20 protein-coding genes and 1 tRNA gene are annotated in these 25,894 nt (G+C 48.2%); 13 read left to right on the top strand and 8 right to left on the bottom strand.

All coding sequences use genetic code 11. From position 1 onward, the window contains the following. Positions 1-209: 209 nt before the first annotated feature. The 9 genes from ACW6QF_RS06970 (at position 210) to ACW6QF_RS07010 (ending at position 10,337) form a co-directional block, all read left to right on the top strand. Positions 210-1,415: an MFS transporter gene (locus ACW6QF_RS06970; protein WP_456087280.1), complete on the top strand. Its 1,206-nt coding sequence runs from the start codon at positions 210-212 to the stop codon at positions 1,413-1,415. Beyond that, positions 1,412-2,779 (top strand): oxygen-independent coproporphyrinogen III oxidase, encoded by a 1,368-nt coding sequence (gene hemN, locus ACW6QF_RS06975; RefSeq protein ID WP_298552959.1) that lies wholly within the window; start codon positions 1,412-1,414, stop codon positions 2,777-2,779. The genes ACW6QF_RS06970 and hemN overlap by 4 nt, the downstream gene beginning before the upstream one ends. Before the next feature lie 4 nt (positions 2,780-2,783). After that, positions 2,784-4,160, top strand: coding sequence for a protoporphyrinogen oxidase (gene hemG, locus ACW6QF_RS06980; RefSeq protein WP_298552958.1), 1,377 nt, complete (start codon positions 2,784-2,786; stop codon positions 4,158-4,160). Positions 4,161-4,189: 29 nt separating this feature from the next. Beyond that, complete coding sequence (locus ACW6QF_RS06985; RefSeq protein WP_298552957.1) at positions 4,190-4,579, top strand: putative signal transducing protein; 390 nt, start codon at positions 4,190-4,192, stop codon at positions 4,577-4,579. Positions 4,580-4,592: 13 nt separating this feature from the next. Beyond that, positions 4,593-4,775 carry a hypothetical protein gene (locus tag ACW6QF_RS06990; protein WP_456087281.1) on the top strand — a complete coding sequence of 61 codons (183 nt, stop codon included), beginning with the start codon at positions 4,593-4,595 and terminating at the stop codon, positions 4,773-4,775. A 173-nt stretch (positions 4,776-4,948) separates the two neighbouring features. Next, positions 4,949-6,283: an NADP-specific glutamate dehydrogenase gene (locus ACW6QF_RS06995; RefSeq protein WP_298552956.1), complete on the top strand. Its 1,335-nt coding sequence runs from the start codon at positions 4,949-4,951 to the stop codon at positions 6,281-6,283. A gap of 234 nt (positions 6,284-6,517) precedes the next feature. Then, complete coding sequence (locus tag ACW6QF_RS07000) at positions 6,518-7,948, top strand: RapZ C-terminal domain-containing protein (protein WP_456087282.1); 1,431 nt, start codon at positions 6,518-6,520, stop codon at positions 7,946-7,948. Next, positions 7,945-8,685, top strand: a complete 741-nt coding sequence (locus ACW6QF_RS07005; RefSeq protein WP_456087283.1) for a nucleotidyltransferase family protein — start codon at positions 7,945-7,947, stop codon at positions 8,683-8,685. The genes ACW6QF_RS07000 and ACW6QF_RS07005 overlap by 4 nt, the downstream gene beginning before the upstream one ends. A gap of 656 nt (positions 8,686-9,341) precedes the next feature. Then, positions 9,342-10,337, top strand: a complete 996-nt coding sequence (locus ACW6QF_RS07010; RefSeq protein WP_456087284.1) for a metallophosphoesterase family protein — start codon at positions 9,342-9,344, stop codon at positions 10,335-10,337. 193 nt (positions 10,338-10,530) lie between these two features. Here the strand turns inward: ACW6QF_RS07010 and ACW6QF_RS07015 are convergent, their stop codons facing one another. Further along, positions 10,531-13,512, bottom strand: a complete 2,982-nt coding sequence (locus ACW6QF_RS07015; RefSeq protein WP_456087285.1) for a PEP/pyruvate-binding domain-containing protein — start codon at positions 13,510-13,512, stop codon at positions 10,531-10,533. 372 nt (positions 13,513-13,884) lie between these two features. Here ACW6QF_RS07015 and gdhA point away from each other — a divergent pair, with 372 nt between their 5' ends. Continuing rightward, a complete protein-coding gene (gdhA, locus tag ACW6QF_RS07020) occupies positions 13,885-15,219 on the top strand; it encodes an NADP-specific glutamate dehydrogenase (RefSeq protein WP_298552950.1) in 1,335 nt (444 codons plus the stop codon). 81 nt (positions 15,220-15,300) lie between these two features. On the opposite strand, the gene ruvC is transcribed toward gdhA, so the two are convergent. After that, a complete protein-coding gene (gene ruvC / locus ACW6QF_RS07025; protein WP_298552949.1) occupies positions 15,301-15,858 on the bottom strand; it encodes a crossover junction endodeoxyribonuclease RuvC in 558 nt (185 codons plus the stop codon). Beyond that, a complete protein-coding gene (locus tag ACW6QF_RS07030; RefSeq protein WP_298552948.1) occupies positions 15,855-16,169 on the bottom strand; it encodes a DUF4286 family protein in 315 nt (104 codons plus the stop codon). The genes ruvC and ACW6QF_RS07030 overlap by 4 nt, the downstream gene beginning before the upstream one ends. Positions 16,170-16,253: 84 nt before the next feature. On the opposite strand from ACW6QF_RS07030, the gene ACW6QF_RS07035 reads away from it, so the two are divergent. Then, a tRNA-Ala gene (locus ACW6QF_RS07035) sits at positions 16,254-16,327 on the top strand. A 66-nt stretch (positions 16,328-16,393) separates the two neighbouring features. Here the strand turns inward: ACW6QF_RS07035 and ACW6QF_RS07040 are convergent. The 4 genes from ACW6QF_RS07040 to ACW6QF_RS07055 all read right to left on the bottom strand — a co-directional run bounded on the left by ACW6QF_RS07040 (position 16,394) and on the right by ACW6QF_RS07055 (position 21,666). Continuing rightward, entirely contained in the window at positions 16,394-17,968 is a 1,575-nt protein-coding gene (locus ACW6QF_RS07040) for a sulfatase family protein (protein ID WP_456087286.1), read from the bottom strand. 257 nt (positions 17,969-18,225) lie between these two features. Beyond that, positions 18,226-19,578: a Gfo/Idh/MocA family protein gene (locus ACW6QF_RS07045; RefSeq protein ID WP_298552946.1), complete on the bottom strand. Its 1,353-nt coding sequence runs from the start codon at positions 19,576-19,578 to the stop codon at positions 18,226-18,228. 170 nt (positions 19,579-19,748) lie between these two features. Then, positions 19,749-20,540 (bottom strand): porin family protein, encoded by a 792-nt coding sequence (locus tag ACW6QF_RS07050; RefSeq protein WP_456087287.1) that lies wholly within the window; start codon positions 20,538-20,540, stop codon positions 19,749-19,751. A gap of 13 nt (positions 20,541-20,553) precedes the next feature. Beyond that, positions 20,554-21,666, bottom strand: a complete 1,113-nt coding sequence (locus ACW6QF_RS07055; RefSeq protein WP_456087288.1) for a PCMD domain-containing protein — start codon at positions 21,664-21,666, stop codon at positions 20,554-20,556. A gap of 175 nt (positions 21,667-21,841) precedes the next feature. On the opposite strand from ACW6QF_RS07055, the gene ACW6QF_RS07060 reads away from it, so the two are divergent. Together ACW6QF_RS07060 and ACW6QF_RS07065 are read left to right on the top strand one after the other, a co-directional pair. Next, entirely contained in the window at positions 21,842-23,155 is a 1,314-nt protein-coding gene (locus ACW6QF_RS07060) for a Gfo/Idh/MocA family protein (RefSeq protein ID WP_298552942.1), read from the top strand. Between the two features lie 317 nt (positions 23,156-23,472). Further along, positions 23,473-24,309, top strand: coding sequence for an aldo/keto reductase (locus ACW6QF_RS07065; RefSeq protein WP_298552941.1), 837 nt, complete (start codon positions 23,473-23,475; stop codon positions 24,307-24,309). Between the two features lie 57 nt (positions 24,310-24,366). Here the strand turns inward: ACW6QF_RS07065 and ACW6QF_RS07070 are convergent, their stop codons facing one another. Beyond that, the gene (locus ACW6QF_RS07070) at positions 24,367-25,887 is read right to left on the bottom strand and encodes a DUF4301 family protein (protein WP_456087289.1); all 1,521 of its coding nucleotides are present in this window, start codon (positions 25,885-25,887) and stop codon (positions 24,367-24,369) included. Positions 25,888-25,894: the final 7 nt, after the last annotated feature.

Below are 25,894 nucleotides of genomic sequence, written 5' to 3' on the forward strand. Positions count from 1 at the left end.
TTGAAGGTGTCGGAACTTTCCGAAAGCCCCAAAAATCATTTTTGAAGGCAGCGGGACCTCCGGAAAGCCAAAAAAATCATTTTTGAAGGTGTCCGGACTTCCCGAAAGCCCCAAAAAACATTTTTGAAGGTGTCGGAACTTTCCGAAAGCCCCAAAAACCATTTTTGAGCATTTCGGGAACTTCCGGAAACAGATAAACAAGATATTTGATGATACAGAAAGACAAAACATACAACCTCGCGACCTTCTTCTGCCTCTACATTGCGCAGACGATCCCGATGAGTTTCTTTTCCACCGTCATCCCCGTCATGATGCGGCAGGAGGACTTTTCACTCTCGGCCATCGGGCTTCTCCAGCTGATCAAGCTGCCCTGGATCCTGAAATTCCTCTGGTCGCCGATGGTAGACCGCCATGCCGTGACGACGGGCGACTATAAACGGTGGATTTTTTCTTCCGAACTGATCTACGCCGGCTTGATCTTCTCCGTCGCTTTCCTCGATTTCCATACGGACTTCTATACGATCGTCGCCCTGATTATCGTTTCCTTCATCGCCTCCGCCACACAAGATATCGCGACCGACGCGCTGGCGGTACTCGCCTTTAGCCGGAAAGATAAAAGCATGGTCAACAGCATGCAGTCGATGGGAAGTTTCGGCGGCTCGATGATCGGGGGCGGAGTCTTGCTCCTGCTCTTCAAGCAGATCGGATGGAACGGCCTGCTGCCTTGCGTCGCGCTGTTCGTCATCGCCGCCCTTCTGCCGCTCTTCTTCAACAAAGGCATCCGCATCCAGCCGAAGGACACGCATGAACGGGCCAAAAAGGCCGACGTGATCTATTTCTTCGCCCGCCGGAGCATCTGGAAACAGATCGGTTTCCTCTTCCTCTACTATTCCGGACTGATCGGTACGCTCGCCATGTTGAAGCCTTGGTTGGTCGACCTGGGCTACGACATGAAAGAGATCGGGGTGATGAGCGGAGTGGCGGGGACATTCGTCGGGTTCCTCTCCTCGTTTGCCGGAGGGATGATCGTACGCCGTATCGGCCGTTTCAGGGCACGCATCCTGTTTGCGGTATTCGTCTTGATGGCGACACTCTATTTCCTCGGACTTTCGTACGTGCATCCCACGACCCCCTTGCTCTATGGCGGGATTTTCCTTCTGTGGGGCAGCTACGGGATGGCGACGATCGTGGTCTATACGACCGCCATGGACTGTGTACGCCCCGGACGCGAAGGGACGGATTTCACGATCCAGACGGTCATCACGCATCTCAGCGGCATGTTGATGGCCATCCTGAGCGGGAGAATTGCAGATCATACGGGCTATCACGGGCTCTTCTTCTTCGAGGCAAGCATCGCCCTGATATCCCTCATTTATATAATAACGGTTTTCAGAAAAAAGACAAGTACGATATGAAACAGGAACTCTTAGAAAAATACAATGTGCCGGTTCCCCGATACACCAGTTATCCGCCTGCCAACTATTTCCATGACGGATTCACAAGCCGGAATTATGCGGATGCCATCCGTAAATCCAACCGCCAGCAGCCGGAGTTGATTTCTTTCTATTTTCATATTCCCTTCTGCCGGCGCCTCTGCCATTATTGCGGGTGCAATTCCTATGCTTTTCCGAAGCTGGAAACCATAGACCGGTATATAGCGGCATTGCACAAGGAGATCGACCTGGTGCTTCCTTTGCTCGACAAGAAACGCAAGATCTCGCAGGTTCATTACGGCGGAGGTACTCCGACCTCTCTCCCTGCGCTCGAACTGGAAGAGTTGAACGCACATGTTTTAAACGAGTTCCGCCATATCTGCGACCCGGAGATAGCAATCGAATGCCACCCTGGCTGGATGACGGAACGTGATTGGGTCAAACTGACAAAAATCGGATTCAACCGGTTCAGTATCGGTATGCAGGATTTCAACGAACAAGTCCTGAAAACCGTGCACCGGAAAGCCTCTCTGCTGCGACCGGAAGAGATCGTGGCAGCCCTGCGCTCATGCGAAGTACGCATCAATATGGATTTCCTCTACGGCCTGCCCCACCAGACGGAAGCGAGTTTTGCCGAAACGATCGAAAAGGCAGTTTCCCTGAAACCGGACCGGCTCGTCACCTTTTCTTATGCCCATGTGCCCTGGGCTTTCCCCCGGCAGAAGGTGCTGGAACAAACCGGACTGCCATCCGGTGACGAGAAGAGCCGGATGTTCGAAGCGGCCCGCAAAATCCTCTGCGAAGCGGACTACCAGCCGATCGGGCTGGATCATTTCGTCCGCCAAGACGACGAGTTGTACACGGCTTTGCAGAACGGACAGCTGCATCGTAATTTCCAGGGATATTGCACACGCCGCACTACCGGCCAGGTCTATGCTTTCGGCGTGACCGGGATCAGCCAGCTCGGAACGGCTTACGCCCAGAACACAAAAGACATCATGGAGTATATCGAGAAAGTCGAAGCCGGCATCTTGCCTGTCGCCAAAGGATATCTCCTGAGCCGGGAGGAACAGATTACGCGGGAAGTGATCGAAATGCTGATGTGCAACTACCGGATCGACTGGAACGAATTGTCGGAACTGCTTTCCGTCCCCGCCCGCTCCATCAAGCAAGCGACCGCCTACGACGAAGCGCGTCTCCGCGAATTTGCAGAAGACGGATTGATCGAATTCGACGAAAACCAAATCAGGATGACGCCCGAAGGCAGGCTTTTCGTCCGAAACATAGCCGCTTCGCTGGACAAGCTGATGCTCGGAACAAATAAATCATTTTCTAAACCGGTATAACGCAATGGAACCCCAACAGACAGATATTTTGATTATCGGTGCCGGATTGACCGGATTGACAACCGGCTTCTGGTTGGCCCGCGCCGGAAAAGACATTCATATCCTCGAAAAGGCTGATCGCGTCGGAGGACAAATCCATACGTTCCGCGAAAAGGATTTTGTCTACGAAAGCGGCCCCAACACAGGTGTAGTCTCCTATCCCGAAGTCGCCGAACTATTCGAAGCCCTCTCCCCTGCCTGTGCACTGGAGACTGCCCGCGAAGAATCCAAACGCCGGCTGATCTGGAAAGGGGAGCGGTTCCGGGCTCTCCCGTCCGGACTGTTCAGCGCGGTCACGACTCCTTTGTTTACGCTTGGCGACAAGTTCCGTATCCTCGGAGAGCCGTTTCGGGCAAAAGGGAATAACCCGGATGAGTCTGTCGGGGAATTAGCTGCCCGCCGCCTGGGTAAATCGTTCCTGCACTATGCGGTAGACCCGTTCCTATCCGGTGTCTATGCCGGCGATCCGATGAAACTCGTCACTCGTTATGCGCTCCCGAAGCTCTACAACCTGGAACAGCAATACGGGAGCTTCATCCGCGGAACCATCGCGAAAGCCAAGCAACCGAAAACAGATCGCGACCGCCTCGCCAGCAAGAAAGTATTTTCCGCCGACGGAGGATTGGACAAGCTGACCGATGCGATGGCCGGGGCGATCGGTCCGGCCCGTATCACCCTTTCAGCCGCCGACGTCACGATCCGGCCTTGTACAAACAAATGGATGGTCACCTATTCGACAGCCGACGGCGAACAGGCTATTCTTGCGGAGCGGATCGTCACGACTACCGGCGCTTATACATTGCCAGACCTGCTGCCTTTCGTCCCGAAAGAAAAGATGGAGCGGATCAGTAACCTGCATTATGCACCGGTCGTACAAGCCAGCGTCGGATTCCACGACACTGGCGGATTACGTTTCGATGCCTTCGGAGGCCTGGTCCCTTCCTGCGAGAAAAAAGACGTGCTCGGCATTCTTTTCCCCTCCGCGTGTTTTGCCGGACGGGCTCCGGAAGAGGGTGCTCTCTTCTCGTTCTTTATCGGAGGCGTGAAGCATGCCGACCTGACGACCTGGCCGGAAGAGGAACTAAAAGCGCTCATCAGGCACGAGCTCCATGCCATGCTCAAATTCCCGGAGGAGACAGAGCCCGATATGATCCGTATCTTCCGCCACGAACATGCCATTCCGCAATACGAACAGAGTAGCGGCGCCCGCTTCGAAACGATCGACGAACTGCAAGCGGCCTACCCCGGCCTCACGCTGGCCGGAAACATCAAAGGCGGTATCGGCATGGCCGACCGTATCCGCCAGGCAACAGAAATCGCGAACAAATTAATAAACGGGTAAATCAGTATTTACATTAACAACATATTAATATGGAAGATAAAATAGTCGAAATAGCCCGTTTCTATGAACCGGAAGAGGCACAGATACTCGAGTCCCTCCTGAAATCGGAAGGAATCAAATGTTATCTGAGAAACGAATATACGAGCCAGATCATGTACCCGGCCGACATGGGCGGCATCCGCATCGAGCTGCTTGAAAGCGAAGTCCCCCGTGCAATGGAGATCTTGGAAGCAAACGGTTACGAATTTCCGAAAGAAGATGAAGAAGACGAACAGATCCAAGCCGTTTCAGGTTGGACGCGTCACATTCCGTTCCTCCGCCATCTTTCCCTCGAAAAGCAAATCATCGTCCTTTTCATCCTTGTAGCCGTATTCCTGGCTTTGGTCATTTACTTCGGCTCGCTTGTTTCATCCAACTAAACAAATGTAAACTATGGCACGCAGAAAGATTACAAATAGTCAAGCCGTATGTATCACTCTTTTGTGGGGAATCTTGTGCTACATGATGCTTGCATACAACGAAAAGATAACCTTCGACATCGTTTTCACCTTGATAGCGTCAGCTATCATTGTGTTCGTCCCCATTTATAAGAGCAGAAGACGAAGAGATGAGTAACATTTGATTGCTTTTACCCGATTAAAATACCGAAATGATATTTTTATCGCATTTTTTCTTTCAAAAATTTGTTTGCATAAAATTTTAGCTTACCTTTGCGAGGTCGTTGAAAAAACGACGGTCGATTAACAAATTGATATTATAAATATAACATTCTAAATAAAATCAGTCTTATGAAGGCAAGTGAAGTTTTAGACAACTTAAAAAGAAGATTTCCGAATGAACCGGAATATCATCAGGCAGTTTCAGAAGTATTAGGAACAATCGAAGAGGCTTACAATGAACATCCCGAATTCGAAAAGAGCAATCTGATCGAACGTCTTTGTATCCCCGATCGTATTTTCTCTTTCCGTGTAACTTGGACGGATGATAAAGGACAGATCCAAACCAACATGGGATACCGTATCCAGCATAACAATGCAATCGGCCCGTACAAAGGCGGTATCCGTTTCCACGCTTCCGTAAACCAGTCGATCCTTAAATTCCTGGCTTTCGAACAGACTTTCAAGAACTCGCTGACAACCCTGCCGATGGGCGGTGGCAAAGGGGGTTCCGACTTCAGCCCGCGTGGTAAGTCAAACGCTGAAATCATGCGTTTCTGCCAGGCTTTCGTATTGGAATTGTGGCGTCATATCGGCCCGGACACGGATGTCCCCGCAGGCGACATAGGCGTTGGCGGACGTGAAGTCGGCTATATGTACGGAATGTACAAAAAACTGGCTCAGGAGAACACGGGAACATTCACCGGCAAAGGACGCGAATTCGGCGGTTCACTGATCCGTCCCGAAGCTACCGGTTACGGAAATGTTTACTTCCTGCTGGAAATGCTGAAAACAAAGGGAATCGACATCAAAGGAAAGACCGTTTGCGTTTCAGGTTCAGGTAACGTAGCCCAATATACCGTAGAAAAGCTGATCAGCCTCGGCGCCAAAGTCGTGACAATGTCCGACTCGGACGGTTACATCTACGATCCGGACGGTATCGACCGTGCAAAACTGGATTACATCATGGAACTGAAAAACCTCTATCGCGGCCGTATCCGTGAATATGCGGAACAATACGGTTGCAAGTATGTGGCAGGCGCCCGTCCCTGGGGAGAAAAATGCGATATCGCAATGCCGAGTGCAACCCAGAACGAACTGAACGGCGAAGATGCCAAGACATTGCTTGCCAACGGGTGTATCGCCGTATCGGAAGGCGCGAACATGCCCTCTACTCCTGAAGCTATCGACGCCTTCCTCGAAGCCAAGATCCTGTATGCTCCGGGTAAGGCAGCCAATGCCGGCGGTGTATCTGTTTCCGGTCTGGAAATGACCCAGAACGCCCAGAAACTGAGCTGGAGCAGCGAAGAGGTAGATGCCAAACTGAAAAGCATCATGCAGAATATCCACGAACAATGTGTAAAATACGGCAAGCAAGCCGACGGTTACACAAACTACGTGAAAGGAGCAAACGTTGCGGGCTTCATGAAGGTAGCCAAAGCAATGATGGCACAAGGCATCCTTTAATCAATTGGCAATTGATAACTAAAGAGAGAGAGACTATTCGAGATTAATGGTTATGAAGAAAGCGGGCGTTCCGGTGCAACGGTTACGCCCGCTTTTTTATTTTCAGACGAAAATAAAAAAGCGGGCGTTCCGGTGCAACGGTTACGCCCGCTTTTTTATTTTCAGACGAAAATTATCCATTGTCAATTGCCAATTGTCAATTGTTTGTTACTTTAGTGCCGAAAATAAAAAGACATGATAACTGAAGAATTAAAACAACTTTACCAGACACATACCGGTTCGCCTGCAACTGATATAACCGAACTATCCTCTTCCGGCTCTAACCGCCGGTATTTCAGATTGTCAGGTCCCGTTCCCCTGATCGGGGTAAGCGGAACTTCCATAGAGGAAAACAATGCCTTTATTTATATGGCCGCACATTTCCGGGAAAAAGGATTGCCCGTTCCCCGGGTTTATTGCTGGTCGGATGACAAATCATTCTATCTCCAGGAAGACCTGGGCGACGCCTTGCTCTTCCAAGCAATCGAGAAAGGACGGAAAAGTTGTTTCTTCGACGAGACGGAAAAGTCTTTGCTGCACAAGACGATCACGCTTCTGCCGGCCCTTCAGTTTAAAGGTGCGGAGGGGTTCGACTTCAACCAATGTTACCCCCAACCCGAATTCAACCAACGTTCGATCCTCTGGGATCTGAACTATTTCAAATACTGTTTCCTGAAAGCTACCGGAATGGAATTCCAGGAAAACCTTTTGGAAGACGATTTCCAGAAAATGAGCGATGTCCTGTTGCAGGATTGCACTCCGACATTCATGTACCGGGATTTCCAGTCGCGTAACGTGATGGTAAAAGACGGTGAACCCTGGTTCATCGACTTCCAGGGAGGACGCAAAGGCCCGATCTACTATGATGTCGCTTCTTTCCTCTGGCAGGCGAAAGCCAAATATCCGGCTGAATTGAGACAGGAATTGATCGGCGATTATCTGCAAGCGCTACGCGGATATACGGAAATAGACGAAAAACATTTTTTCCGGCAATTACGCCATTTCGTTCTTTTCAGGACTTTACAGGTCTTGGGAGCCTACGGTTTCCGGGGATATTTCGAGAAGAAACCGCATTTCATCCAAAGTGTCCCCTTCGCCATCGATAACCTCCGGCAGCTTTTGAAAGAAGATTATCCGGAGTATCCCTATTTATGCACCGTACTACGGGATCTGACGAATCTGTCCCAATTCTATGACGACATTCAAAAGCATACGCTCAAAGTCAAGATTGTCAGCTTTGCCTATAAAAAAGGAATCCCCAACGACCCGAGCGGCAATGGCGGCGGGTTTGTCTTTGACTGCCGCGCCATCAATAACCCCGGTAAATACGAACGTTACAACCATTTTACCGGATTGGACGAACCGGTGATCCGTTTCCTCGAAGAAGATGGAGAGATCACCCGCTTCCTGGATCATGCTTACGAGATTGTGGATGCTTCTGTCAAACGTTACATGGACCGGGGATTCACCAATCTGATGGTTTGCTTCGGTTGCACGGGAGGCCAACACCGTTCGGTCTACTCCGCCCAGCATATGGCGGAACATATTCATTCCAAGTTCGGTGTCCGGGTAGACCTCGTGCACAGGGAACAAAACATTGAACAACTCTTTAACGCAATATTATGAAAGCTATGATTTTCGCAGCCGGTTTGGGAACACGACTCAAACCGCTGACCGACAGTACTCCAAAAGCATTACTTCCTATCAGTGGAAAACCTATGCTCGAACATGTAATCCTTAAATTGAAAGATGCCGGTTTTCACCAGATCGCCATCAACATCCATCATTTGGGAGACCAGATCATCGATTTCCTGACGGCCAATAACAACTTCGGCATCGAAATACATATATCCGACGAACGCGACTACCTGCTCGATACCGGAGGAGGTATCAAGCACGCCGCTGCATTCCTGCAAGGCAACGAGCCATTTCTGGTGCATAATGTCGATATCCTGTCCAACATCGATTTGCGTGCACTTTACAATCATCATCTGGAAACGAATCCTTTGGCTACATTATTGGTCAGCAAGCGCAACACCTCCCGCTATTTGCTATTCAATAAAGAAAATAAATTATGTGGTTGGCATAATCATGAGACAGGAGAAGTCAAATCGTTTTATCCGGATTTTGATCCGAAACAATACAACGAGTATGCATTCAGCGGCATCCATGTATTGTCTCCCCAAATATTCGACTATATGGAAGAGTGGACCGGCAAATTCTCCATTATCAACTTCTATCTGTCCATCTGTGCAAAAACCAATATCCACGCTTATGCAGATGAAAATCTTCATCTGATAGATGTCGGAAAACCGGAGACATTGGCGATGGCAGAAAAGTGGGTACAGACACTTATTGTATAATTTCGTTTCCTTAACAAGGAGACACATCCTTTATGAATAGCCATAAATTCCGGATTTTTACCCTTCAAAAAGACTATTCTGCCGTGAAGTGCGCAGTTTTTTGCAACGAAGACGGTCTTCATCCCCTTGACGACCGTCTTCATATACGATGATTTCGGCACCTCACGTCAACAACGACCGTCTTCATTCCAATGACGACCGTCTTCATGCCCATAAAGCCCATGATTTCTTTTTAAATATTCAAAGCCGCCGCCCATCTTTTTTACTACAGCCCATTCTCAAGAGGTTAAGCTTTTCCAAAATGCAATCGTTTTCCCCCTTTTCCATCTCTCTCAAACAACATTTCTTCATTTCCTGCCGATATCATATTTCCGTTTATCAGCAAAAAAGAAAAAACAGTATCAAAATATCAAACTAAAATGATCCGAGAGTTTGATCGAAATAGAAAAAGCAGGAAACAGGGGTTATTGTTCGTTAAATTAAAAGGTATCGAATTAGAATCAATCATGATAATTCGATATCTTTGCTACGAAGAACGTCAAAGGGGTTTTATGTACCGGAGCTTTGGTGGAACAGAATGAAATACGGATATGAGAAAACAGATCAGTTTGACATCACAATCGAATAAACAATTCATAAATAAAAACCATTTAAAGATGAAACAACTTCTTATTATCCTTTCACTTGTGATCGGATGCCTGCAACCAGGCCACGCACAGAAGCCCGCCTTGAAGTTCAATAAAGACGGCAAATTCAAAATCGTACAGTTCACGGACGTACACTACATTCACGGGAATCCCAAGTCTGCCGTTTCCCTCGAACGCATCAACGAAGTGCTGGATGCGGAAAAGCCGGACTTAGTGCTATTCACAGGCGACGTCATCTACGGTCAGCCGGCAGAGGAAGGAATGCGCACGATCCTGAACTTAGCTGCCAACCGCAAGATACCGTTCGGTGTGACATTCGGCAACCACGACAACGAACAGGGACTTACCCGTACCCAGCTATTCGATATCATACAGACGATACCTTATAACCTGACCGATTCCGTGGCAGGAGTCGTAGGGGCGACCAACTTTATTCTTCCCCTGAAATCGTCCGATGGGAAGAAAGACGCAGCCATCCTGTATTGTCTGGACTCGCATTCATACTCACAGATCAAAGGGATAGGCGGCTACGATTACATCAAGTTCGACCAGATCCAATGGTATCGCGAAAACAGCGCGAAATACACGAAACAAAACGGTGGCACTCCCCTGCCCTCGCTGGCATTCTTCCACATCGCCCTGCCGGAATACAACCAGGCTGCATCGGACGAAACGGCTATTTTGGTCGGCACACGAAAGGAAAAGGCGTGCGCTCCGCAACTCAACTCCGGCATGTTCGCTTCGATGAAAGAAATGGGAGATATCTTAGGTGTATTTGTCGGGCACGACCATGACGACGACTATGCCGTTTTCTGGAAAGGCATCCTGCTGGCCTACGGTCGTTACACCGGTGGCGACACGGTGTACAACAACCTGAGCAACGGCGCCCGCGTGATCGAAATGGCCGAAGGCTCCACCAACTTCAAAACTTGGATTCGCCTGAAAGGCGGGGAAGTGATCAACACGGTAAACTATCCTTCGGATTTCATCAAAAAGAAAGACTAAATCAGAACATAGCCCGGCCGTTTTCGGGGGTGTGTCATTAATCTGTATATTAGAGCACAGATAACACAGATGAGACTGATTCACACAGATTGATTATTGCAAATCAATAAAATAAAAATCTGTGGTTATCTGTTGAATCTGTGTCATCTGCGCTCTATTTTATATTTTGACACACCTTCCTTTATTTATCATTTTACTTTTCCGGTTTCAACACCACTCCCAAACTCTTCTTTCCGTCCATCTTGATCACGATCGGCTTGTCGAAACGGACATGGCGGAGATATTCGGTTTCCTCCACGGCAGGCAAGGAGTTCAGATATCCTTCATCGAACCAGCCATCTCCCTTAAACGGATTGATCGTAAAATAGCCGACACCGAACGAAGTCAGATTCTGGAAGAAATGCGTCCCCTGGCTCGGATCGACGCGATAGTTTTCCAATCCGCATTCCACGATGACGCGAGCATTGCTGATATGCGGCCATTTCACCGGAATGCCCAGCCAGGAATCGCTGCTGCCCCAACGGCCGGGACCGACCAACACATAATTCTTTTCCTCTGCAGTGAACCCGCGGTTCATCTTCTCGATGTCGTAGGCGATCAACTGGTTGTTGGAAGAGCTGAAAGCTCCGGTCTTCACATATATAATGTCTTGCACATCCGTCACAATGCCATGCCCCAGGACACTGGTCGACGAGAGTATCGTATCCTCCTGACCGACGAGTGTCAAGTCTTCTTCCATCACCTCCTTGTTGTCCACGATCGGGCGGATCTGAAGCAGATAGAAAGTGGCGGTAGGGGCGCCGTCCTTACCAGTGGCAAGGTTCTGCGGATCGATATTAACCGCAAATTCAATCTCGACGGGACGTCCCATCTCATCCTGCCCGACATGCAGAATCTGGTCAAGCGTATCGGCAAGCGGGAACACGTCATGCTGAAGGATATTGACGAAAGACAATATCTTGCGGCCGCCGGGATAGTAACCGTCACGAATGATCTGGTCATAAGGATCGTAGGTCGAGACAATGAACTTCAACGAACCGTCAGCATCGGCATCTTTCAGGTTCAGGCAAAGCAGGTTAAACGAATCGTCAACGGAGAATTGCTCTGTCAGGTTCTTCAGATCGAGTGCGTAATAACGCGTCTGCGTCTCACGCAGCGCAAAGTCCATCGTGCTCATCTGCAAAATATTGTGCGGATGGCGGGGAGAAAAACGCAGCGTCTGCCCCCCGTCCACGATATACTTGCCAAGCCCTAAAGCAATATTAGCAATCCCGTCTTCCGCCTTTTCGTTTCCAATCGGGTAGAAATTCAATGAACGCGCGACGCCGGAAATAGTCGGATAGAAACGATCGTTGTATCGGTTCCCCACCACTTCCTGTAAAACGATCGCCATCTTTTCCTGGTCGATAAGGTTCGATGTTGCCGTCATATATGCTTTACTGTCACGATAAAAGACAGAAGCGTAGACCGCTTTTATGGCATCGCTTAACGTACGGAGCATCTCATATTTATCTTCCAGTTTGGGTACCATATAGGTAGAATAAATCCCTGCGAACGGTTGATAATGGGAATCTTCCAAAAGGCTGGACGAACGGACGGCAATCGGGCTTTTGACAACATCGAAAAACGCCATCAGGTCTTCAATCAGACGGGCGGGAAGGCTGGCACGCAGGAAATATTTCAAGATCGTCTCATCATCCACATCACTCAAAGCGACCGGATACAGTTCGTTCGTCTCCATAAACTCGTCGAAGATATCCGTACAGATCACGACCGTCTTCGGAATGGTCACCGCAAAATGATCGTGTTCCAACTTGGGATAACGCTTCACCATCGCCCCGATGAACGCCAGGCCTCTGCCCTTTCCTCCTAACGAACCGTCGCCTATACGGGCAAAGTTGCTGTATTCGTCGAAACGCTCCTTCTGGTAGACCGCAACGACACCGGAGTTCTTCATTCGGCGGTACTGTACGATCAGGTCGAAAATCAACTTACGCGCCTCATCCATATCCTTATAGTCGCTCACATCCACACGTTTCAGCACCTCTGCCGGCGGAAACATGGCACGGGAATAGAAAAAGCGGGAGAAATGGTTACGGCTCAGGTGGTAAACCAGCGAATCGTCCGGTATCTGAAAGACCTTCTTTTGCAAATCCTTCAAATCCTTAATGCGCATGATCTCTTCCTTCGTCTGCGGATTCAGGATGACGAAGTCGCCGAAACCGAAACGCTGCATGATCTTCTTCCTCAGATCCTGCGGGTAACTCTTGGAATTCTTGTCGATAAAAGAAGCTCCCAACTCCTTTGCATATACTTTATTGCCCGCCTCCGACGATTCGAGCACGAAAGGAATGATCAGGCCCGTCTTCCGCACATACTGTCCGAACTTGTACCCGGCGTAGGGATCTTTCACGCCATCGTGCATGAAGCTCATGTCCGAGATGATCCCCAACATATTATCGCGGTACTGGTTAAAAATGCGGACAGCCTCCTCATAAGTACGCGCCAGCTTGATCTTGGGACGCCCGCGCATACGGAGCGTACGCTGGTGGTCGTTCAGCGCCTCCTTCGCAAACATCTGGCTCTGTTCCAGCACGAACTTATACAGGTGCGGCAAAGCCGAAGAGTAGAAACGGACGGAATCTTCCACCAACAGGATAATCTGGACACCGACGCTCGCCGTATCATCCGGCGCATTCATCTTGTCCTCGATCAGCTTGATGATGGCAAGCAGCAGCTCCGCATTTCCCAACCAGCTGAACACATAGTCGATCGCGCTCAAATCTTCATTGGCAATCCGTTTGGACACCTCTTTCGAGAAAGGGGTGAGGACTACGATCGGTATATTGGGGTAATGAATCTTGATCTCCGTCGCCGCCGCGAAAATATCACGGTTATCCATATTCGGCATGCAGATGATCAGTTCGAAATTACGGTTTTTCAACTCGGCAAGCGCCTCCTCCTCTGTCGTCACTTGTGTAAAACGCGGCGGGTAACGAAGGCTGAGTGACGTATATTCATTGAATATCTGCTCGTCCACCCGCCCATCGTCCTCCAGCATGAAGGCGTCATATTTAGTAGCGATAAGCAATACATTATATATACGCTTATTCATCAGATTGGCGAATGATGTGTCCTTAAACACAAGGTTCTTAAAGTCCGGTATTCCGCTCATAATGATTTGATAGAATTAACAGCCCCAAATGTAAGGAAAAAAACAATCAACCGAAAGCCTGTGACAAGATTTGAGCAAGTGCCGAATCAGTTCCACAAGCATGAAACAAAAGTTCCATAGGCATGAAACTAATGTTTCACAGGCAGGGAACTAATGTTTCATGGCAGGGAAACGGCTGTGCCAACGGTATCGCACATTTCCCGGCACAAAGGGAAGCCGGGATCCCATCGAGGGAAAGCCGGAATTTCACTTAAAGAACATTGTTCAATAACATACGGGACGATTATCAAAAAGTAAGCAAAACATTTGGTCAACCCAGGTTATTCCCTACATTTGCAAACATAATGTTATCTTAAAAAGAAATTATATACTATGAAGACAGAAGCAATCTTATCAGCACTGGAAGCAAAGCATCCGGGCGAAAAGGAGTATTTGCAAGCAGTAAAAGAAGTTCTTCTTTCAATTGAAGAAGTGTACAACCAGCATCCCGAATTCGAGAAAGCTAAAATCATCGAACGATTGGTTGAACCGGAACGTATTTTCACCTTCCGTGTGCCTTGGGTAGACGACAAAGGGGAAATACAAGTCAACTTGGGATATCGTGTGCAATTCAACAACGCGATCGGCCCGTACAAGGGCGGCATCCGCTTCCATCCTTCTGTCAACCTGTCCATCCTGAAGTTCCTGGGATTCGAACAGACTTTCAAAAACGCTTTGACGACGTTGCCGATGGGCGGTGGCAAAGGGGGTTCCGACTTTGCTCCTCGCGGAAAAAGCGATGCAGAGATCATGCGTTTCTGCCAGGCGTTCATCCTCGAATTATGGCGTAACCTCGGCCCGGACCGCGATGTTCCGGCAGGCGATATCGGAGTAGGCGGACGTGAAGTCGGTTACATGTACGGTATGTATAAGAAACTGGCCCGCGAAAACACCGGCACGTTCACAGGTAAAGGTATGGAATTCGGCGGCTCTATCCTCCGTCCCGAAGCAACCGGTTTCGGTGCCCTTTACTTCGTCCACCAGATGTTGGAAACTCACGGTATAGATATTAAAGGCAAGACGGTCGCTATCTCCGGTTTCGGAAACGTCGCTTGGGGAGCTGCCACAAAAGCGACCGAACTGGGGGCAAAGGTCGTCACGATCTCCGGCCCGGACGGCTATATCTATGATCCGGACGGCATTTCCGGCAAAAAGATCGATTATATGCTGGAACTGCGTAACTCCGGTAATGACATCGTAGCTCCTTACGCCGAAGAATTCCCCGGCGCGACCTTCTATCCAGGTAAGAAACCTTGGGAACAGAAAGTGGACATCGCACTGCCTTGTGCCACCCAGAACGAACTGGACGCAGACGATGCACGCAAGCTGATCGAGAACAAGACATTATGCGTAGCCGAAGTGTCCAACATGGGATGTACGGCCGAAGCTGTCGACCTGTTCATCGAACACAAACAACTCTTTGCTCCGGGCAAGGCTGTCAATGCCGGCGGTGTCGCCACTTCCGGCCTGGAAATGACTCAGAACGCCATGCATATTTCCTGGACGGCTGCCGAAGTCGATGCCAAACTGCATCAGATCATGAGCGCCATCCACCAGCAATGCGTCGAACACGGAAAAGAAGATCAATATATCAACTATGTGAAAGGCGCAAACATTGCGGGCTTCATGAAAGTTGCCAAAGCGATGATGGCACAGGGTATCGTATAGATCTCCGTGTATGTTAAATACACAGAGAAGTGTGTCTATGAGAAGGGGGATGTCTGTAATTACAGGCATCCTTTTTTTATTTCAACGGACTTTGCCCGGATTCTTCGCGATAAAGTCCTTCCATCCGGTATATTTCTTTTCCTGTATCGGATTATTCGTCTGGAAATAATGACAGACGGCAGCCGCCAATCCGTCTGTCGCATCCAATTGCGGTAACATGGATGCATCCGGAATATGCAGGTAGCGCTGTAGCATCCCGGCCACTTGTTCTTTTGCCGCATTCCCGTTTCCGGTAATGGACATCTTGATCTTTAGCGGGGCATATTCAAATATCGGGATATCCCGTTCGAGCGCGGCAGCCATAGCGACTCCCTGTGCACGGCCCAGTTTCAACATACTCTGTACGTTCTTCCCGAAAAACGGAGCTTCGATGGCCAGTTCGTCCGGATGATACTGGTCGATGAGTCCCAAAACCCGCTCAAAAATCTTACGGAGCCGCAAATAATGATCCTCGTATTTATTCAATTGGAGTATGCCCATAGCTTCCAGTTTAGGTTTATTACCTTCAATCTTCAGCACTCCGTAACCCATCACGATCGTTCCGGGGTCAATGCCCAATATGACACGGTCTTTCGTCATTTCTCCCAGTCTATCTCTTCCAGTAAAGTGCTAAAGCCGGTAATCTTGTGACCGAAACGGGCCACCAGCGCCCGGTGAAGGCTGTTTCCTTCGTTCTGCAACCAGAAATTCAACGTATCGACATTCTTAACATGAAACTGGACGGAGAAACTGCCGCCTTCTCCCTCCTCCGCCTGCATCACGCGTCGCAGGCATGGCCGCTGCAGAAACCCGCTGTCCACGGCTTTCGGGATATACTGTTTCTTTAGATAATCCAAGCTTTCATCCAGAATATCTTTTTCTATATGGAACGTCGTATTATAAACAATCATCTTATTTTTTATAAAAATTCTATGGCAAAGATAGTGGTTATATCAAGAAAAGCCCTATATTTGCACCTGAAAAATAAGTCACGCGGGGCATTAGCTCATCTGGCTAGAGCGTCAGACTGGCAGTCTGAAGGTGATCGGTTCGAGTCCGATATGCTCCACAATCTTACGGCAAGTAATAAAAAAAGGCATTCATTTCTGAATGCCTTTTTTTATTACCATCTATCTTATTTCTTCGCCGTTGCCAATTCCGTCTCGATCGGATCGTCGTACTGTTTCTGCAATTTATGCAGTTCCGTTTTCAGACTGTAGATCAAGGCTTCATTGCCCGGTTCGTTATAGATGTCATGCATTTCCATCGGATCGTTTTGCAGATCATAAAGTTCCCACACATCGATATCATTATAGAAATGGATTAATTTATAGCGGTCGGTACGGACACCATAATGGCGTTTCACAGCGTGTTCCGCCGGGTATTCATAATAATGGTAATACAAGGAAGTCCGCCAGTCTTTCGGCTTTTCACCTTTCAACAAAGGCAAATAAGAATCTCCCTGGATATCTTCGGGAACAGGAACGCCTGCCAATTGCAGGAAAGTTGCCGCATGGTCGATATTCTGGACCATTTCGGGGATGTCGCCTTTAACACCGCCAGGAAAACGGACCAGCATCGGCGTACGGAAAGATTCTTCATACATGAAACGTTTATCGAACCAGCCATGTTCACCCATATAGAAACCCTGATCGGAAGTATAGACGATCAGAGTGTTCTCCAATAAACCGCTCTTCTTCATATAATCCAATACACGCCCCACATTACGGTCTACGGAATGGATCACACGCAGATAATCGTGCATGTACTGCTGGTATTTCCATTCGGCCAAAGCCTTGCCCGTCAACTTCTGCTCCTTGAACTTCTTGATGATCGGGTCATAATGCCTGTCCCAGGCTGCTTTCTGAGCCGGAGTCATCCGGTTATACAAGCTACGGCCGTTTTCTTCAAGACCGGTCGCCGTATGGATTTCATTTTCCTTATCCGCCATCTTCAAGTCATAGACAAGGTCCATATCCTTGATGATACTCATCTCCTGTTCGGATGCGGCAATGCGTCCTTCGTATTTGTCATAGAACGTTTCGGGAACCGGGTAAACGATATCTTCATACAAATCCAAATCGCAGGTATCCGGCATCCAGGTACGATGAGGAGCTTTGTGGTGGAGCAAGAGGCAGAAAGGTTTGTTCTTATCACGCTTGTTGTCCAACCAATCCAGCGCCAAGTCAGTCGTAATGTTCGTGGCATATCCTTCGATCTGCTTCTTTTCTCCGTTATCGATAAAATACGGATTATAATAATCTCCTTGTCCGGTCAGGATATTCCAATAATCGAAACCGGTAGGATCGGAAGTCAGATGCCACTTCCCGACAACGGCGGTCTGATAGCCGGCTTGCTGCAACAACTTCGGGAATGTCTGCTGGCTGCCGTCAAAACGTTTCGTATTGTCGGTAAAGCCATTCTTGTGGCTGTGCTTGCCCGTCAGCAAACAAGCACGGCTGGGACCGCTCAGGGAGTTGGCGACGAAACTGTTCGTAAACCGTAGGCCTTCATTGGCAATCCGGTCGATATTCGGGGTTTCGATAAAACGATGATCATAAGCACTGATTGTCTGGTAAGAATGATCGTCACACATGATGTAGAGAATATTCATAGGTTTCTCCGGCACCTCTTTTTTGTCTTTCCGAACACAGGCAGGAAGAGCTACGGCAGCCAATCCTGTCAGAAGAAATAGTTGATTAGTTTTCATGATACATTATGTTTTTTGTCTGGATCAGGCAAAATTAAACAGAGCGAACGGAATAATCACTATCCGAACTAAAAAATATACAAAAAAGAAGGTGTGTCAAAAGAAAATCCTGCTTACAACAGACATAATTTTGGCACGGATTTCACGGATTTACACGGATAAATTTATTATCTTTCCGTGTAATCCGCGTAATCCGTGCCTTAAAGATCGTGATAAAGGAGTTTTGACACACCTCCTTCCTTTACCTCTTATATTTCTTATTTGTTACAATACGGCAGCTTGTATGGGTTCCTGTATTCGTACCAATACAAACGATGCGATTCGGCTTCTTTATCACCATTGAAACTCAAGGTGGCCGGATCCCAATGAACAGGGCGTCCCAGTTCGCGGGCAATGTTCTGCAAGCAGCAAAGCGTATTCGTACTGCAACCCACTTCAACCGGAGCAATCGGATTTTTACGCGAACGGACGCAGTCGATAAAGTTCTGCATATGCGGAGAGCTTACTTCATATTCTCCCTTCCCGACCTTCTTTTCCTCTTTCGGCAACAAGGAAGGATCGGAGCATTCGATATAGCCGCGAGCCACTTTCAACCAGCCCTTATCGCCGATAAACTTGATGCCTTGCGCATTGGCATTGTCCTCACGGTAAGGTTGTTCGGTCATCACGATGCCATTGGCATATTTCATCGTCGCATACTCTGTGCCTTCATATCCTTTCGGGATAAACTCTACCGGTCCGGAGCCATCCATACCGATAGCAGCCTGTGCAATATCAAACATATGAGCCCCCCAATCGGCCGTATATCCGTTGCCGGTTTCCTGGTACCAGCGCCATGCTCCCCACAACTTCTCGTTCTGTTCGGGTTCAAGAGAGATAGGAGGACAAAGATCGGGATGATAATGAATCTTCGGATCGTTCAACGGTCCCATCCACTGATTGAAATTCAGGTTACCGGGGACATCCATTTCCGGCAAGTCCAATGGTTTGGGCGGTTCGCCGACACGGGCATATATCTTTTCGATATGGCCGATCTTACCGGCACGGACCAATGCGATTGCATCCTGGAACTCCTTGCTCGAACGCTGCTGGCTACCGATCTGGAAAACACGATTATTATCGCGTACGGCACGAGCGACAGCCAAACCTTCGGTAATCGTATAAGCCAACGGCTTCTGGCAGTACACATCCTTACCACTCTGGCAAGCATGGATAGCAACCAAAGCGTGCCAGTGGTCAGGTGTTGCCACTTCAATCACGTCGATATCCTTACGGTCCAGCAAATCTTCATAGAATTCATACATATCGCAGCGGGGAGCCACATTCAGAGACTTCTGCCAGGCTTCGGCACGACGTTTGAAACGTTCCCGTTTCAAGGAATCCACGTCACAACAGGCAGCAACCTGCACACCGGGACATGTAGAGAAACTCTTGAAGTCGGACAAGCCTTGCTGTCCTAATCCGACAAAGCCTAAAACGACACGATCACTCGGTGCGATACGCACACCATTTACAGCCCAACTGGGCAAGATAGTCAAACTTGCCAATCCAAGAGCGGAAAGGCCAAGAAACTCTCGACGGGTTACACCCTTCTTAGTGTTTTCTTTCATGGTAATTCAAAAATATATTGGACTAAAAAATTATTCGGACAAATATATTAATAAATATCGAAATAACGAATTGTTGTGGAAAAGATGTCGTTTAATAACAAAATTATGGCTTTCCCGTTTCATAATTATGAATCAGGAAAGCCATAACGATATATCAGAATACGTTTGTCTTAGAAAGCGTAACCGAAACCTACGTTCAGGTAGATCGGATACATGGCGAAAGTAATCGTATCGAAATCTTTCCGGAAGATATCATTCAATCCCCAAGTCAGGTCTGCATAGACATTCAAGTGCTTAAAGGCACGCCATTCGGCACCTAACTGCGCTCCCCATTGGAAACGGCGAAGGTTCTTAGAAAAATCATACGGAGCACTCTTCCCGTCTTCAAAAATGACTTTGCTTCCTGTCGGATCTCCTTCACGTAAATAGCCGTCATAGACATTTCCAGAGAAATCACCTTCCAACATATAAGCAAAATACGGACCGAGGTTCATACTGAAACGGCGATTAAACTGATGAGTAGCCAGAACAGGAAAAGACAGGTATGTATTATTGACATCGGTCTTTACATATCCGGTCCAGTTTCCCTTTACGATCTCCCCGCCATCACCAATAATCTCCATGCCGTAGTTCTTAACACGGGCATCTGTTTTCATACTTTTATTATCAAGGCGGATCCCGATCCGCATTCCCCATTTGCGTTCCTGATCGAACCATTTCGTCACGTTTCCTTCGATCGCCAGCGCCAAAGTCGGATTATATCCGGTAATTGCCCGAATTTCGACCGGCAAAGGCAAAGGAGCCGTTCCACCGATATTAAAACCGGCTTTCACTTCATACTCCAGTCCGAGCAGAGCAGACTTGATGATCCCCTGATTCCGGTCCATCTGTCCGAAGGCAGGAAGCGCTATCAAAGATAGGGCCAACATACATATATAAGCAGATATACTCTTTTTCTCCATTTCTTTTTTCGTTTTAATTGTCGGCTGCATAAATCAGTTCCACCTCATCGATCAGCAAGGTGCTTCCCGGTGCACCCCGGAAATAATTACCTTCTTTACTGGAAGAGAAGACGATAGAGACATTATAACCTCCTGATTTTAATTTCTCACGGTCGATTACCTTACCGGGTTTCATGACAAAGGGAATATAGAATTCGGTCCACTCGTCTGTTTCTTTCCTGTCTTTATCATCCAGCAAAGCAACGGAGACGAGATTCGGATGCGTATAGTTACCTTCCACGATAGTCCCGTCCAAATAAGGAACCTTATCTGTTACTTCATAAAAGATCGCATAAACATCCCATGTATCCTTCTTGTTCTCTACCGGTTTGCCATTTGCTTGAAACACATCTCCTGCTTTATATTTATAATAGCCTTTTATATAAGTCGGAACATGCTCGAACGGCATTCCCAGACGAGTTGCTTTCAACGCGTTTGTCAAAGCACTCAAGACATCAAATGTCCCCATAAACAGATTTCCTGCCGCAATGGGCATTTTCACCTTCTCTCCAAAATCACCCGTGGATTTTGTTTCAAGTTTCACAGCTTTTCCCACCTTTCCGTCTTCAAGTGAAGAAGTCGGAAAACTGGCAGGATCTTTTGTTCCAACTCCTGTTATAGCAAAACCAGAGTTGCCGCTCGCCCAATCGATGCGTTCATTGGTAGCCAAATCATAGAATACGTCATATGTATAATTCGGTTTCACTACTGAATCCACATCTTCAAAATGATATTCCGTACTGATTCCGGCGATAAGATAAGCCACCTGGTATTCTTTCTTCCAGTTTCCATCCTGTGAAGTCACCGTGTAGTACTGTGGAGTCGTGAAGTCCCGTTCCGTACCGCCGGCAGGGCAAATAGTCGCACCGGGAGTCAACGTAAACTCCGGAGCCTGATGCGTCAGGTCAATATCCGCCTTTACCATCAACGTCACCTTATTATTCTCTATAACCGGATCTCTTTTCAATATATCTGCGGGAACTATACAAGTCAATATATCCGCTTCCGCATTAGGCGCTTCATCCTGTATACACGACGTGAGCGTGATACTTAACAAAAGCCATGTGATCAAATAAGCTATTCTCATCTTTTGTTTGTTTTATTTATAACAAGTTTCCCTTGAAAGCAAACCGGATACAAAAATACGCTCCTTTTCGGAAAAAGCCGCCGTATTTATATTTTTATCACAGTTTTTATTGTACCGCTCACCTTTTATTCATACATTTGGCTCAATAACTTATTAATATCTAATTTACAAGACCATGACAACACGCAGAGATTTTATCCGGCAAGCGACCTTATTAGGCGCCGGACTTTCCATGAGTCCTTTCTTCATCAACGCTACACCAGGAAATGTAGGGGCGAACGACAAAATACGTGTCGGCCTTATCGGTTGCAACGGTATGGGATTTTCCGATTTGCAGGCATTCTTGCGAAATCCGGAAGTAGAATGTATCGCACTGTCGGATATCGACGAAGGCGTACTGAACAAACGGGCTGCCGAAACGGAAAAGATTACGGGCAAAAAAGTTAAAAACCTTTACAAAGACTGGCGGAAACTGATCGACAACAAAGATATCGACGTTGTCATCGTCGGCACGCCCGACCACTGGCACTGCCTGCAAATGGTAGCCGCCTGCCAGGCTGGTAAAGATGTTTACTGCGAAAAACCGTTAGGCAACAGCATTGAAGAATGTAATATTATGGTTCGTGCCGCCGAAAAGTACAACCGGGTAGTACAGGTAGGACAATGGCAACGCAGCGATCCGCACTGGCAGGATGCCATGGCATTCGTGCACAGCGGGCAGTTAGGCAAGATCCGCACCGTCCGCGTCTTCTCATACCAAGGTTGGTGTCCATCCATTCCGGTCAAGCCGGACGAAGCCGTTCCTGCAGGAGTCGACTATGACATGTGGCTGGGCCCGGCTCCCCAACGTCCGTTCAACCGTAACCGTTTCCATTTCACCTTCCGCTGGTTCTGGGATTATGCCGGCGGGCTGATGACAGACTGGGGTGTGCATCTGCTCGACTATGCCCTCTATGGAATGAACGTAACGGCCCCCAACTCCATCATGGCTTCGGGTGGCAAATTCGGATATCCGGACGACGCCTGCGAAACGCCGGACCTGTTGCAGACGATTTATACATTCGACGACTTCACGGTCATGTGGGACCATGCGATCGGTATCGACGACGGAGCTTACGGGCGCAATCACGGCCTTGGATTTGTCGGAGAAAACGGGACATTGGTTGTCGACCGCGGCGGCTGGGAAGTAATCCCCGAAAAGGTGAACGGCAAAGCCCGCATGGAAGCCGTTCCTTTGAAGAAAGCCTACGGAGAAGGCGGATTGAACCTGCACGTGAAGAACCATCTGGAATGCATCAAGTCGCGCAACCGCAACTGTAATGCCAGCATCGAGATCGGCGCCCATATCGCCAAATTCTCCCAATTGGGTAACATTGCCTACCGGACAGGCAAAAAACTGACTTGGGACGGTAAGAGCTTCAACGACGCGGAAGCCGACAAATACTTATGCAAGGAATACCGGGCTCCCTGGGAACTTCCGAAAATCTAAACGGAAGTTCAACCAAACGATATGGAAGGTGTGCCAAAACACCTTTAACATGATCTTTCAGGCACGGATTTACACGGATAAACAATCCGTGCCTAAATTATGGCTATTCGTGAGCAGGATTTTGTTTTGACATACCTCCTTTTTTGAACCATTTTGACCAGCCAAACAGTAATTCGGGTAGGATAATCCGTAATTTGTATGAATGCATAACACTTCTGACTCCCTACCTTTGCAATATCCGACAAAACTGAAAACAAAAGGGCATACGCTCCCTGTTTATAAGTCAGGATCAAAGAAAACATATAAAAAAGACGAGTATGGAAACAGTAAAATTAAACAACGGCGTTGAAATGCCGATTTTAGGTTACGGAGTTTATCAGGTGACGCCTGAAGAGTGTGAACGCTGCGTGTCGGATGCCATCCGTGCAGGTTATCGGTCCATCGATACGGCACAAGCCTATTACAATGAGGAAGGCGTCGGCCATGCCATCCGGAAATGTGGTGTGCCACGTGAAGAGTTGTTCATCACGACAAAAGTCTGGATCTCGAACGCCGGGGAGAAAAGAGCAAAAGCATCGATCGACGAGTCGTTGCGCAAACTACAAAGCGATTATGTCGACCTATTGCTCATTCATCAACCTTTCAATGATTACTACGGGACTTACCGCGCTATGGAAGAAGCCTATAAAGCAGGAAAAGCCCGCGCCATCGGTGTCAGCAACTTCTATGCCGACCGTTTTGTAGACCTGGCTAAGTTCTGCGAGATCAAGCCGGCTGTCAATCAGATGGAGACACACGTCTTCAACCAGCAAGTCAAACTACAGGAAATCATGAGGAAAGAAGGCACACGACTCATGTCGTGGGGACCGTTTGCCGAAGGAAGAAATAATTTCTTCACTAATGAAGTATTGAAAGCGATCGGCGAACAGCACAACAAATCCGTAGCTCAGGTAGCATTGCGCTTTCTCATCCAGCGAGGAGTGATTGTCATTCCTAAATCGACCCATAAAGAACGGATGATAGAGAATATCAACGTGTTCGACTTCACTTTGTCTGCAAAAGAAATGGAAGAAATTGCCCAACTCGACAAAGCAGAAAGCCTGTTCTTCTCACACTACGATCCGGAATTTGTCAATTTCCTGATCAATTTATAAACAAAAAGAGGTGTCAAACGCGGGAACAGGGCAGTTTGACACCTCTTTTTTACTGTTTTATTGATGTTCCTGGCGCAGCAAATCGTTCACCGTCTTAACCGGATTGAAGGTTTCGATAGGCACCTCGACAAAGATCGTATTCCAGTCACTCATCGCACCGTTCCACAAACCGGGCAATTCCAACGCTTTCAGTTCGCGGCCGTCCTTGCTCTTATAGGAGATAAAGCCGGTGTTCTTGTCCACATAGTCCGGCAAATCGAACTTCTCGCCTTTATAGTTCTTCAACGCGCAAACCAGATCCACAGGATTGAAGTGCGTGCCCTTTTCGAACATCGCCTTCTTTTCGGGATCCTTCAAATCGATCTGCGAGCTTTCGAGAATCTGCAAAGAGACAGTTTCGTCCGGGTTGACAGCGAGGAACGGCCCACCGCCCGGTTCGCCGACATTCTTCACCATACCGCAGACACGCAACGGGCGGTTCAACTTACTCTTAATATAAAGAATCAACTCGGCATCTTCCAACAACTTCATTTCCGGGTTCTTCACACACAGGTCTTCCTGCAGGAAATGAATCATCTCTTCCACCTGGTCGTGCGAATACTTGCCGCTGTCGATCAGTTCCAGATACTTGAAGATACGTTCCTGCAAAGAGACCAGCACGCCGGCGATCACCTTCTTGAAGATAACGGTCGAACACTTGAAACTGTCCGGAACCACATTATCGATGTTCTTGACAAACACCACATCGGCATCCACATCGTTCAGGTTCTCGATCAAAGCGCCGTGGCCGCCCGGACGGAACAAGAGATTGCCGTTCTTGTCGCGGAACGGATTGTTTTCCATATCGGCAGCAATCGTATCGGTACTCGGTTTCTGGACGCTGAAAGAAATATCGTATTTGACAGAGAATTTCTCTTCATAGACTCCCGCCTTTGCGGCAACCAGCTGTTCGAACAACGCCTTATGTTCGGGCGACACCGTGAAATGTATATTCACTTCACCGGCATTGTTCTTCGCATACATCGCACCTTCGGCCAGATGTTCTTCCATCGCCGTGCGGGCAGTCTTCGGATAAGAATGGAAAAGCAACAGACCTTTCGGAAGCTGTCCGTAGTTCAGCCCTTTCGGTTCCAGCAGGTTGGCGACAACCGCCTTATACTGTCCGAGAGCAACCAACGCCGGAATATCTTTCGCTTCATTCTCGACGCAAGCCCGGTTCAAGGCATCATAGAAGGCAAACTTCGCAATGTCGTCGAAGAACTTCTTCTCAAACGCATTCTGAGGTTCGTCATAACCGGCAGACAGGAACTCATACAGGTTCTTGAACATACGGCTTGCCGCACCCGAAGCCGGCACGAACTTCACAATCTTCTTATTCTTTGCCAGGTAAGCATCCCAGGCATCCATATAAATAGCCTGTTTTTCCTGCGGGATCACCATAACCCCTCTCTCAACCGAGGCCGAAGCCGTAATTTCCAGAAAAGGAAACCCTTTCACGAAACAAGCCAACTGTTCTTCAATCTGCTTTTCGCTGATCCCTTTAGCCGCCAGTAACTCTAAGTCTTTTGCGTTTAGCATAGTATAT

The sequence above is a fragment of the Parabacteroides sp. genome (assembly GCF_977054455.1).